Source organism: Clostridium fallax (assembly GCF_900129365.1).
Lineage (GTDB): Bacteria > Bacillota > Clostridia > Clostridiales > Clostridiaceae > Clostridium_AH > Clostridium_AH fallax.
This window is the reverse complement of the sequence record NZ_FQVM01000004.1, coordinates 140,777-153,285: the sequence shown is the minus strand read 5'-3', so window position 1 is coordinate 153,285 and position 12,509 is coordinate 140,777. Positions and strand designations below refer to the sequence as shown.

Here is a 12,509-nt window from a genome sequence, read left to right as displayed (position 1 = left end):
GAATTCCCTTTATAAAAGATAAAATTGAACCCATAAAAAAACTAGCTCCCATAAATAATAATAAAATTGTTTCTAACATATTAACATTACTCATAAAAATCCTCTAAGCTATATTATTAAGTATTCATTGTAGTAAATTTAAAAATTTAAGTATATTTTTATGGTAATAGTTTATTTACTTTTTAATGATGTATTTTCCCATTTGCTTAATTTTTTATGAAAGATAGTATTTATATATTCTTCATCTATATCATTTTCACTACATTGACTAATAATTGATAATGCTACTATTATAGTATCAACACATTCTTCTATTACATCTTCTTTAGTTTTTCCTTTATAGCTACATCCACAGGATTTATTGTAACTTAAAACACTTTCTGAGACTTCTCCTACTTCCTCTGAAAGTTTTAATGCTCTTTCAACTAAAGTTTTTTTATCTAGTTTTGTTAATTCATTTATTAATTTTATTTCTTTCATATATTTTCTCCCTTAAATATCATTTGTAAACAAAATAAAAAATTTTAATTTAAATTATTAATATTTTAGATTAATTATATACTGATTTTTAAATTATGTCTAAATAATCAATAATATGTAAATTGCTTTTTATTATATTTTTGTTTATACAAAGAAAGGACTATATTACTATATATTAAATATAGACATATAATCCTTTATATTTTTAGCTTTATATATTAAAATTTTACCTTAAATAATATCTTAATATATTAACCCTCTAATCTTCTTCTTTATTTTCCTTTTTTATAACTGAGATTCCTAGTTCTTCTAGTTGTTCTGCATCAACTATATTTGGAGCCTCTGTAAGATAACAGAATGCATTTTGATTTTTAGGGAATGCTATAACGTCTTTTATATTTTCTGTTCCTGCTAAGAACATTATCATTCTATCTAATCCAAATGCTAAACCGCCATGTGGTGGTGGTCCAAATTTAAATGCTTCTAATAAGAATCCAAATCTTTCCCAAGCTGATTCATCACTAAATCCTAATACTTCAAACATCTTTTCTTGAAGTTTAGTATCATGTATTCTTATTGATCCTCCACCAAGTTCTTCCCCATTAAGAACTAAGTCATAAGCTTTAGCTCTTACTCTTCCTGGGTCTGAATCTAAGAATTCTAAATCTTCATCCATTGGACATGTAAATGGATGATGAGCTGCAAAGTATCTTCCAGCTTCTTCATCATACTCAAGAAGTGGGAATTCTGTAATCCATGTAAAATTAAATTCATTCTTATCTTTTACAAGATCAAACTTCTTAGCTAATTCTAATCTTAATTGTCCAAGACTTTGGAATACTACAGAATTTCTATCTGCAACTATAAGAATTAAATCACCAGTTTCAGCTCCCATTTTATTTATAATAGCTTCTAATTCTTCTTCTTTTAAGAACTTAGCTATTGGAGATTTAACTCCTTCTTCCTTTAATTGAATCCAAGCTAATCCTTTAGCTTTGAAAGTTTTAACAAATTCACCTAATCTGTCTATATCCTTTCTTCCCATTGTAGCTCCACCTTTTAAAGCTAAAGCTCTAACAGAACCACCATTAGCTAAAGCATCATTAAATACTTTAAATTCACAATTCTTTACTTCCTGAGATAAATCTGTTATTTCCATTCCAAATCTTAAATCTGGTTTATCTGAACCATACTTTTCCATAGCTTCTTTAAAAGTCATTCTTTTAATTGGAAGCTTAACATCATGATTTAAAACTTCTTTAAATACATGTTTTATTAAACCTTCATTTAATTCCATAACATCATCTTGCTCAACAAATGACATCTCTAAATCTACTTGAGTAAATTCTGGTTGTCTATTAGCTCTTAGGTCTTCATCTCTAAAACACTTAACTATTTGGAAGTATCTATCAAAACCTGATACCATTAATAATTGTTTAAACAATTGTGGTGATTGAGGTAATGCATAAAACATTCCTGGATAGTTTCTTGAAGGAACTAAATAGTCTCTTGCTCCCTCTGGAGTTGATTTTGTAAGCATTGGTGTTTCTATTTCTAAAAAGCCATGCTTATCTAAATAATCTCTTATAGACTTAGTTGTTCTATGTCTTATCATAAAAATATTTTGCATATCTGGTCTTCTAAGATCTAAGTATCTATACTTTAATCTTATATTTTCAGCAGCATCTAAATCTTCTTTTATATATATTGGTGGAGTTTCTGATGCTGAGAATATTTTTAATTCTTCCCCTTTAAGTTCAACCATACCTGTTGGCATATTAGGATTTACTGATTCTCTCTTAACAATCTCTCCTGTTACAGCTATACAGTATTCTGGTCTAATTTTATTAGATTTTTCAAAAGCATCTTTATTAATTGCATCTCCAAAGACTACTTGAAGTATACCAGTTCTATCTCTTAAATCAACAAACTCTAATCCTCCAAGATTTCTTCTTCTTTGAACCCATCCCATAACAGTTACTTTTTGTCCAATGTGTTCTTCTCTAAGTTCACCACACATTATGGTACGCTTAGTTCCATTTAGCGCTTCACCCATTTGTCATTCCTCCTGACTATTACTTTGCTTTATATTATTTATAGTTCTTTAAATTTATATGAGCTTAACTTAGCCTGCTATTTTATTGATTTTTTATTAATTTAGCTATTTCTTCTAAATTCTCTAAATTTGCATCAAATTGTTCTCCATCACTCATTCTTTTAAGCTTCCCTTTTTTGTTTTCTAATTCATCACTACCTAAAACAATAGTAAATTTTGAGTCTATTTTATTTGCAAACTTCATTTGGGCTTTAACACTTTTGCCCATATGATCTATATCACATTTTAATCCAAAATTTCTTAATTCATTAGCCATTTTCAAAGCTTGTAAATTTGCTTCTTTTCCCATAGATCCTATATATAAATCTATAAAATTAGGCTTTGGTATTTCTATTCCTTCATTTTCAAGGGTCATTATAAGTCTTTCAAGTCCTAATCCAAATCCCATAGCTGGCATGTTAGGTCCATCAAGTTCCTCTATTAATTTATCGTATCTTCCACCAGCACATACAGCTAAACCTTTATGTATTATTTCAAATACAGTTTTTGTATAATAATCTAATCCTCTAACTATGTGTGGGTCTACTATATATTGAACACCTAAAACATCTAGGTATTCTTTTACCCTATTAAAATGCTCACTACACTCATCACATATATAATCTAATATTATTGGAGCATTTTTAGTTATTTCTTTACATTTTTTCTCTTTACAATCTATAATTCTCATAGGATTTCTTTCAAATCTTGTTTTGCAAGTTGAACATAAAGAATCATAATTTTCTTCTAAATATTTTTTTAGAGCATCATTATATTTTTTTCTGCATTCTGGACAACCTAAACTATTTATATTTAAACTTAATCCTTCAATTCCAAATTCATTTAATGCTCTCATTGCAATACTTATTATCTCTGCATCTATTGATGGCTCTTTTGATCCAAATACTTCAATTCCATATTGATGAAATTGTCTAAGTCTTCCTTTTTGAACATTTTCATATCTAAAAGCCGGTGTAAAGTAATACATTTTTGTAGGCTGAGCATCTGCATACATACTGCTTTCTATAAAAGCTCTAACAGCTGGTGCAGTTCCTTCAGGCTTTAATGTCATACTTCTTCCACCTTTATCATCAAAGGTATACATTTCTTTTTGAACTACATCAGTAGTCTCTCCTACACCTCTTGTGAAAAGTTCTGTATTTTCAAACATTGGAGTTCTTATTTCTCTTATTCCATACTCCGCTGATAATTCTCTTAATTTGCTTTCAATGTATTGCCACTTATACGCATCTTTTGGTAACATATCCTTTGTACCCTTTGGTGCTTGTATTGCCATTTTAATGCCTCCTTTATTTATATAAGGTATCTAATAATTGAATTTTTCCTTTAACCATTTCCTCTACTCTTTTTACATATTCTCTTACATCTTTTACATTTGCAAATCTTTCTATTCTATCTTCCCTAAGAAAAACTACCTTAGATACAGCATCTGCTCCTAAAGCTATAATACTTTGTTTATCTTCAATCATTTCTATATTATAAATACATTCCATACCTTCTTTAGAAAAACCTACATTTTCCATGTTTCCAACCATATTTTTCTGTCTATACATATAATATGGATTCATATTAAGTTCTTTTGCTAAATACTTTGTTTCATTATACATAGTATTTAACTCATCTTGATTAGGTATGTTTACTTCTTTATTTAATATTATATTTTCATGAAGCCTTGAAGCTCTTTTTATAGACATTCCATGAACTGTTAAACTTTCTGGATTTAATAGCTTAATTTCTTCGCAGGTTCTTTTTATATTGCTATAATTTTCCTTAGGAAGACCTACTATTATGTCCATATTTATATTATTAAAACCTAGTTTTCTAGCTAAATTAAATTTTTCTTTTACATCTAAAACAGAATGATGTCTTCCTATTTCTTTTAACGTATTATCATTCATACTTTGAGGATTTATACTTATCCTTGAAACATTAAATTCTTTCATAGAAAGTAATTTTTTTTCTGTTATACTGTCTGGTCTTCCACACTCTACTGTAAATTCTTTTATATTTTTATTTTTTACAAAGGAATTATAAACTCTCTTTAAAATATTGTGGAACTGAATATCATTAACAGCAGTAGGAGTTCCTCCTCCAAAATATACAGTTTCTATAGATATATTCTTACTTTCTACATATTCTTTTATCTTATCTATCTCATAACTTAAAGCTTCAAGATAAGGATCAACTAATTTTTCACATCCCTTTATAGGATTCGATGCAAAAGAACAATACAAACATCTTGTAGGACAAAAAGGCATTCCTACATATATACTTATAGAGTTCTCATCTTTATTTACAAATTCTTCCTCTCTTTTTGCAACCTCTATACAAAGTTCTGCCTTATCCTTTGAAGAATCATAAGTGTTTTTAAAATATTCTATAATATCTTCATCACTTTTACCTTCTTTTAAAAGTCTAAAAGCTATTTTACTTGGTCTAATTCCAACTAAAGTTCCCCAAGGATATTTTTCACCAGTTATATTTGAAAGATTTTCAAATATAAACTTTTTGATTATTTCTTTTTTGTTATCACCTAAAAGAGATTTTACTTTATTGTAATCTTTTTTCTTTAATGAAAACTCTATAGAATCCTCTGTTATAAATATTTTATATTCCTCATCTTCTTCTACAAAATCAATATCGTCAAAGGTATAAAATATATTAAACATTTGATATATATCATATCTAAATTTCATATCATTTAAATTTATTTTTATTTTCATTTTATCTCCTCTATCTTAAAAAAGGATTGCTTTGTTTTTCATGAGCTATAGTTGACTCTGGTCCATGACCTGGAAGAACTATAGTATTCTCATCTAAAGGAACTAATTTATTATTTATACTATTTATTATAGCATCATAATCTCCGCCACCTAAATCAGTTCTTCCAATAGATCCTTTAAATAAAGTATCTCCAGTAAACACCATATCCTCTACCTTAAAGCATACTCCCCCTGGAGTATGACCTGGAGTTTCTAAAACAGTAATTGTATGTTTTCCTAATGAAATTTTATCTCCATCTTTTAAATAGCCATCTGCTTTAGGTATATTTCCATAAATATAAGTACCTTTATCTATTAATTTTTGATCCTCTTCATTAATATAGAAAGGAACATTATATTCCTTTTTTATATCCATAACTCCACCAACATGATCCACATGACCATGAGTTAAAAGTATAAACTTTACCTTACCCTTTAAAGACTCTATTGCTTTTATAATATCATCGCTATCTCCACCTGGGTCTATAACTGCCATTTCCTTAGTATCTTCATCCATAAGTAAAAAACAATTTGCTGCATATATTCCTGCTGGAATTCTTTTAATTATCATGTTAGTTTACCTCCTAAAAAGTCTTTTTACTTTCTAATAAAAGAGTAACTGGTCCATCATTTATTATTTCAACTTCCATATCTGCACCAAAGACACCACATTGAACTTTAATATCATCTTCTTTGAATAATTCTAAAAATTCATCATAAAGGACTTTAGCTTCTTCTCCTCCTAAAGCCTCCATAAAATTAGGTCTTCTACCTTTTCTACAATCTCCATATAGAGTAAATTGAGAAATAATTAAAAGTTCTCCCTTTACATCTAAAATAGATAAATTCATTTTATCATTTTCATCTTCAAAAACTCTAAGATTTAAAATTTTATCCTTTATATATTTTAGGTCAGAAATTGTATCGTCTTTAGATATTCCTAAAAGCACATTAAATCCTTTTTCAATTGCCCCTTTAACTTCTCCATCTACTTTAACTGAAGATCTTTTAACTCTTTGTACTACTGCTCTCATTTATATCATCCTTTATTAATTCATTTTAACAACTATGTTATTTTATAAAATAATAAATATTAAATACTTACTTAATTATTAAGTCTATATACGTCCATAACACCTTTTAAGCTTTTAAGTTTTTTCATTAGTGCATTTAGTCTATCTATACTATCAATATTGACCTTTAGATTTATCATAGCAATATTTTCTTTTATTGAATTTGCATTTATACCAACTAAATGGATTTTAGATTCAGTTATTATAGTCATAACATCTGAAAGCATTCCTAATTTGTCTTCTGATTTTATTTGTATTTCGGCAATATAATCCTTGCCCTTTGCATTGCCCCAGTTTACTTCTACTAATCTATCCTCTTCATCACCAATCATACCCTTTAAATTACTACAATCAGTTCTGTGAATAGATACTCCTCTTCCCTTTGTAATATATCCTACAATGTCATCACCAGGCACTGGATTACAACATTTTGCAAAGCGAACCATTAAATTACTTTCACCTTTTACAGTTATTCCATAGGATCCTTCTTTTTTCTTATTTTTTTCCTTATTTTCATTTTTAACTATATGATCTTCAATATTCTTTTGAATCTGTTCAGCGCTTTGAGCTTTTTCACTATGAAGTCCCTCTTTAAGCCTTGCAATAACTACAGAGGCATTTAACATTCCAGCACCTACAGCTGCATAAATATCTTCGTTATTATGAAGATTATATCTTTTTAGAAGTTTATCATAAGCTTCCCCTTTGCTTAAATCAGAAAAATTAATTGATTGCTTCTTAGCTTCTTTTTCAACTGATTCTTTTCCCTTTACTATATTTTCATCTCTTCTAGCCCTTTTAAACCATTGCTTTATCTTACTTTTAGCTTGATTGCTAATTGCAATATTAAGCCAATCCATATTAGGACCCTTAGAAGTACTTGATGTTAATATTTCTACAATTTCTCCAGTTTTAAGCTTATAATCTAAGGTTACCATTTTACCATTAACCTTAGCACCTACACATTTGTTTCCTATATCTGTATGTATCCTATACGCAAAATCTATAGGTGTAGATCCATTTGGAAGATTTATTACTACTCCTTTTGGAGTAAATACAAATATTTCATCACTAAATAAATCCATTTTAAAGCCTTCCATAAACTCCTCTGCATCAGAAGTTTCATTTTGCCACTCTAAAATATCCCTAAGCCATGAAAGTTTAGTTTCAAAGCTTACATCTTTATTCGCTTCACCTTCTTTATACTTCCAGTGAGCTGCTATACCATATTCTGCTGTTCTATGCATTTCAAAAGTTCTTATTTGTATTTCAAAGGTTTTTCCCTGCGGCCCAATTACTGTAGTATGTAATGATTGATACATATTAGGCTTTGGCATTGCAATATAATCTTTAAATCTTCCTGGAATAGGTTTATATATAGTATGAACTATACCTAATGTCGCATAACAATCCTTAACTGAATTTACCAATACTCTAATAGCAGTTAAATCAAAAATTTGTTCTATACTTTTATTTTTATTAGTCATCTTTCTATATATACTATAGAAATGTTTAGGTCTTCCTTCAATTTCAGCTTCTATTCCTGATAACTTTAATTTATTATTTAAATCTTCAACTACTTCTTTTATATATTTTTCTCTTTCAACTCTCTTTTCTGCTATCTTATCTACTAAATCATAGTATTCCTCTTGATGAAGGTATCTAAAGGAGAGATCTTCTAATTCCCATTTTATTTTAGAAATACCTAATCTATGAGCTAAAGGTGCATATATATCTAAAGTTTCCTTTGCTTTTTCCTTTTGTTTTTCTACAGGCATAAACTTAAGAGTTCTTAAATTATGTAGTCTATCTGCAAGCTTTATTATTATAACTCTAATGTCTTTTGCCATAGCTAAAAGCATTTTTCTAACATTATCTGCTTGCTGCTCCTCTTTAGTTTTATACTTTATTTTGTTAAGTTTTGTAACGCCTTCTACTAGGTCTGCAATTTCTTTGTTGAAAAGATTTTTTAAGTCATCATAGCTGTACTCTGTATCTTCTATAACATCGTGTAATAATCCTGCTGCTACAGTATTAGTATCCATCCCAAGCTCCGATAAAATATAAGCGACGCTTTCAGGGTGAATTATATACGGCTCTCCAGATTCCCTTCTTTGCTTTTTATGGGCTTCTGAAGCCAGTTTATATGCTTTTTCAATAATATTTATATCAATGTTTGGATTATTCTCTTTTATCTTTTTCATGATGTTTTCAAGCATATAGATTACTCTCCCTTAATATTCTTTAAATTTCACAATTAAAGTCAATGGCTGGTTTTTAAACCAGCCATTTCATAAATATAATTATATTATAATGTCAAATATTTTTCAATAAATTTAGATATCATATTGCACTAATGACATAACATCGTATCCATTTAATTTATCTCTTCCTTTTAGCTCTGTAAGTTCAATAGCAAAATTTAAAGTAACAACTTCTCCACCAGCTTGTTCTATTAATTTAGTTACTGCTTCTATCGTTCCTCCAGTTGCTAATAAATCATCTATAACCGCAACTCTTTCTCCTGGTTTTATTGCATCTTTATGAATTTCTAGTCTATCAGTTCCATATTCTAGTGAATATTCTACTCCAATAGTTTCTCCTGGCAATTTTCCTGGCTTTCTAACTGGAACAAAACCTATTCCCATAGCATAAGCTACTGGCACTCCAAATATAAAACCTCTTGATTCAGGTCCTACAACTACATCTATGTTTTTATCCTTTAGATAATCTGTAATTTTATCTATTGAAACCTTTAAAGCTTCTCCATCTCCAATTAATGTTGTAATATCTTTAAAGCTTATTCCCTTCTTTGGAAAATCATTTATAACTCTTATTTTCTCTCTTAAATTCATCTTAATTCCTCCAAAAAACATTTAATAATGTATGTAAAAATTATTATATTATGTCCCTAACTTTAGTTCTCTTTTTCTTTCGCTATACAAATACTTAACTATTTGCTCTGATCTATCTTTATCATTAGTAGTTAAAAGCTCAACTATAATTCTTGCACTTTCTTTTTTACCTACAGGATTTACCGTTGGCGTTATTATACTTATTATTCTTCTTATACTATCACTATTTATATCTTTAATAGATGAATAATCTAATATTGCTCTAAGACCATTATTATTGGTTGTCTTTAAATAATTCATTCCTTCTTTTAAGAAAATTCTATTTTCTCCTATATTTTCAATACCTGCGGAAATACCGCCTAAAAGTATTAAATCTAAATATCTATTAATACTTTTCATATTATAATATATAGCTATTGCCTGCATAAGTTTAAAAGAGACACCACAAGAGGATAAATTTTTATATCTATATCCACAACATTCTTGACTTGGATTTATATAAATAGATTCATATTTATCCTTGGTTTTTTTATTTTCTGTAACTATAATATCTATACCTAATTCTTTACATAAAGCTTCTTGCTTTTTTATATTGTTTAAACCGCAACCTACAGTTATAACTAATTGTGCGCCTAAAAAACCTATATGGTTTTTTAATATATCTGAATTTAGCCCACCATTTCCCTCATCTATAAAATATTCAACATCTGCATTTAAGTATTTTAACATCAAAATGAGAGATGCTATACCACATATACCATCTACATCACAGCTACCATACAGCACAATTTTTTCTCTATGATTTATTGCAGTTACTGTTCTCTCTATGGCTTTATTCATATTTTTAATTATAAATGGATTATATCCATTAATGTAATTAGGGCGATAAATGCTCTCCCAAAACTTTTGCATGACTAACTCCTCCATAATTTTAGAAAACATTTATATTATAAGTTAAAAACTGCTTTTTTACAAATTATTTTTACAAATTTATAATGATTTCTTAACTTTAATATAAAAAAGAAGTCCTTAAAGACTTTTTTCTACATCTTTAAAGACTTCTAACTTTATTTTTTATCAAAGAATTAAGCTTTTACAGCATTTCTTTTAGGTCTATGTTTTTTTAGTAAAACCCAGATTGGGCTTGCTATAAATATTGAAGAATATGCTCCTGATACTATACCTATTATTAATGGGAAAGTAAAATCTCTAACAGTTGGTACAAATATATAAACAGCTACTATTGTTACTAAGGTAGTAAAGGTAGTATTTATAGATCTTGCCATAGTTTGAGTTATACTCTTATCTGCAACTTCAACTACATCTGCCCTTCTATTCTTCTTAAAATTCTCCCTTATTCTATCAAAAATTACTATAGTATCATTTATTGAATAACCTATTATTGTAAGCATAGCTGCTATAAATGGTGTATTTACAGGAATATAAAATATTGCATATACACTTAAAGTTATTAAAGCATCATGTACTAATGCTAATATAGCTGCAGCTCCAAAATTAAATTCAAATCTAAATCCTACATAAACAAGCATACAAGTTATTGCTATAGCTAAAGCTATAAAAGAATTTTTTGTAAGCTCTTTACCGATAGATGCTCCTATTTCATCTTGTGAAACTAAAGCATCATCTCCTAATGAATACTTTTCTTTAAGCTCATTTATAACTTCTGAAACCTTAGAAGAGTCAAAATTGTTTGCTTTAATTTCTAATTCTTCAGCTTTTCCATCATTCGTTATTGTATTCGTAACTGCATTCGGTGCATATTTTTTAACTATATCATCAACTTCTGATTTATTAAATTCTTTTCCAAAATTAATTACTACTTGAGTTCCTCCCTTAAAGTCAATTCCAAAATTTAAACCTCTATAAAATAAAAATCCCATTCCTATAATTATGATTATTAGGGAGACTGAAAACCATATTTTTGTTTTTTCTATTATTTTAAGCATAGTTCTTACCCCCTTTTTACTCCAAATAGTGATGGTTTATTAAGCATTCCCATATTTAATGCTAAGTTAACTAATATTCTAGTTACTATTATAGCAGTAAACATACTTATTATAGTACCTATCATTAATGTTGTAGCAAATCCTTTAACAGGACCTGATCCAAAGAAGTAAAGAACTACTGCTGCTATTATAGTTGTTAGGTTTGAGTCTATAATAGATGACATTGCATTTTGGAATCCAGCTTTAACAGATGTTTTTACTGATTTTCCAACCCTAAGTTCTTCTCTAATTCTTTCAAATATTAAGACATTAGCATCTACTGCCATACCTATAGTTAATAAGAAACCTGCAATACCAGGTAATGTAAGTACCGCTCCTAATGAAACAAAGGTATATAAAACTAATGTTATATATAATGTAAGAGCTACACAAGCTAATAATCCAGGTACTCTATAATATAAAATCATAAATAAGAATATTATAGCTATACCTATAACTCCTGCTTTTATTGCATTTGGAAGAGCATTTGCTCCTAATTGAGCTCCTACTGTTTTTACTGAAACTGTCTTAACTGGAAGTGGTAATGCTCCTGCATTTATAATACCTGCAAGTTTTTTAGCCTCTTCTATACTCTTATTCCCTGATATAGAAGCTCTTCCATCTAAAATAGGTTCTTGTACTGTAGGATTTGTTAATTCTTCATTATCCATATAAATTCCAATTTTCTTACCTACAAGTTTTTGAGTTGCCTCTGCAAATTTTTTCTTACCTTCATCATTAAATTCTAAGCCAACAACTGGTTTCGCTGTTTGTTGATCTATTGATGCAGTTGCCTTTTGAACATCTTTACCAGTTAATATTATATTTCCTTCTGGATCTTTAAAAGTTAATTCCCCAGTTTTACTTAAAGTATCAACTATTGCTTTTGAATCAAATTTACCTGGAATATCTATTCTTATTCTATTATTTCCTTCTGTAGTAACTACTGTTTCTGATACTCCAACTTTATTAACTCTAAGCTGTAAACTCTCTTTAGTACTTTCTAGTTGCTCCGGTGTTACTTTATCTGATTGAATTTCCATTAAAACTGAAACTCCACCTTGAAGATCTAGACCTCTTGTTATGCTTTGACTGAAAGATTTAAACTGCCACCCTCCAATTACAGCACCTTTAAAGCCTAAGAATGCTAAAATTCCTATAATAGCAACACAAATGATAAACATTATAGTACTTGATGCTTTTTTATTCATTCTTAT

At 28.5% G+C, this 12,509-nt stretch carries 11 protein-coding genes; all 11 read right to left on the bottom strand.

Translation table 11 applies throughout. The features are described from left to right. Window positions 1-171: 171 nt before the first annotated feature. The gene (locus BUA70_RS03790) at window positions 172-480 is read right to left on the bottom strand and encodes a MazG-like family protein (RefSeq protein WP_072893382.1); all 309 of its coding nucleotides are present in this window, start codon (window positions 478-480) and stop codon (window positions 172-174) included. A gap of 259 nt (window positions 481-739) precedes the next feature. Next, window positions 740-2,536, bottom strand: coding sequence for an aspartate--tRNA ligase (gene aspS / locus BUA70_RS03785; RefSeq protein WP_072893380.1), 1,797 nt, complete (start codon window positions 2,534-2,536; stop codon window positions 740-742). An 82-nt stretch (window positions 2,537-2,618) separates the two neighbouring features. Further along, entirely contained in the window at window positions 2,619-3,872 is a 1,254-nt protein-coding gene (hisS, locus tag BUA70_RS03780; RefSeq protein WP_072893377.1) for a histidine--tRNA ligase, read from the bottom strand. 13 nt (window positions 3,873-3,885) lie between these two features. Then, on the bottom strand, window positions 3,886-5,319 hold the full coding sequence (locus tag BUA70_RS03775) for a coproporphyrinogen III oxidase (protein ID WP_072893374.1): 1,434 nt from the start codon (window positions 5,317-5,319) through the stop codon (window positions 3,886-3,888). A 10-nt stretch (window positions 5,320-5,329) separates the two neighbouring features. After that, window positions 5,330-5,929: an MBL fold metallo-hydrolase gene (locus BUA70_RS03770; protein WP_072893372.1), complete on the bottom strand. Its 600-nt coding sequence runs from the start codon at window positions 5,927-5,929 to the stop codon at window positions 5,330-5,332. Window positions 5,930-5,942: 13 nt separating this feature from the next. Further along, window positions 5,943-6,392, bottom strand: coding sequence for a D-aminoacyl-tRNA deacylase (gene dtd / locus BUA70_RS03765; protein WP_072893370.1), 450 nt, complete (start codon window positions 6,390-6,392; stop codon window positions 5,943-5,945). A 71-nt stretch (window positions 6,393-6,463) separates the two neighbouring features. After that, a complete protein-coding gene (locus tag BUA70_RS03760) occupies window positions 6,464-8,650 on the bottom strand; it encodes a RelA/SpoT family protein (RefSeq protein ID WP_072893368.1) in 2,187 nt (728 codons plus the stop codon). Between the two features lie 117 nt (window positions 8,651-8,767). Continuing rightward, complete coding sequence (locus BUA70_RS03755) at window positions 8,768-9,286, bottom strand: adenine phosphoribosyltransferase (protein ID WP_072893366.1); 519 nt, start codon at window positions 9,284-9,286, stop codon at window positions 8,768-8,770. A 48-nt stretch (window positions 9,287-9,334) separates the two neighbouring features. After that, complete coding sequence (locus BUA70_RS03750; RefSeq protein WP_072893363.1) at window positions 9,335-10,198, bottom strand: DHH family phosphoesterase; 864 nt, start codon at window positions 10,196-10,198, stop codon at window positions 9,335-9,337. A 173-nt stretch (window positions 10,199-10,371) separates the two neighbouring features. Next, window positions 10,372-11,253 (bottom strand): protein translocase subunit SecF, encoded by an 882-nt coding sequence (gene secF / locus BUA70_RS03745; RefSeq protein ID WP_072893359.1) that lies wholly within the window; start codon window positions 11,251-11,253, stop codon window positions 10,372-10,374. A gap of 5 nt (window positions 11,254-11,258) precedes the next feature. Further along, window positions 11,259-12,503 (bottom strand): protein translocase subunit SecD, encoded by a 1,245-nt coding sequence (gene secD, locus BUA70_RS03740; RefSeq protein WP_072893338.1) that lies wholly within the window; start codon window positions 12,501-12,503, stop codon window positions 11,259-11,261. Between the last annotated feature and the right edge of the window lie 6 nt (window positions 12,504-12,509).

Bases quoted from the DNA above. Each gene is read 5' to 3' on its own strand.
- dtd (WP_072893370.1), bottom strand. From the start codon at position 6,392: ATGAGAGCAGTAGTACAAAGAGTTAAAAGATCTTCAGTTAAAGTAGAT.
- BUA70_RS03760 (WP_072893368.1), bottom strand. From the start codon at position 8,650: ATGCTTGAAAACATCATGAAAAAGATAAAAGAGAATAATCCAAACATT.
- BUA70_RS03755 (WP_072893366.1), bottom strand. From the start codon at position 9,286: ATGAATTTAAGAGAGAAAATAAGAGTTATAAATGATTTTCCAAAGAAG.
- BUA70_RS03790 (WP_072893382.1), bottom strand. From the start codon at position 480: ATGAAAGAAATAAAATTAATAAATGAATTAACAAAACTAGATAAAAAA.
- hisS (WP_072893377.1), bottom strand. From the start codon at position 3,872: ATGGCAATACAAGCACCAAAGGGTACAAAGGATATGTTACCAAAAGAT.
- aspS (WP_072893380.1), bottom strand. From the start codon at position 2,536: ATGGGTGAAGCGCTAAATGGAACTAAGCGTACCATAATGTGTGGTGAA.
- BUA70_RS03770 (WP_072893372.1), bottom strand. From the start codon at position 5,929: ATGATAATTAAAAGAATTCCAGCAGGAATATATGCAGCAAATTGTTTT.
- secF (WP_072893359.1), bottom strand. From the start codon at position 11,253: ATGCTTAAAATAATAGAAAAAACAAAAATATGGTTTTCAGTCTCCCTA.
- BUA70_RS03775 (WP_072893374.1), bottom strand. From the start codon at position 5,319: ATGAAAATAAAAATAAATTTAAATGATATGAAATTTAGATATGATATA.
- BUA70_RS03750 (WP_072893363.1), bottom strand. From the start codon at position 10,198: ATGCAAAAGTTTTGGGAGAGCATTTATCGCCCTAATTACATTAATGGA.
- secD (WP_072893338.1), bottom strand. From the start codon at position 12,503: ATGAATAAAAAAGCATCAAGTACTATAATGTTTATCATTTGTGTTGCT.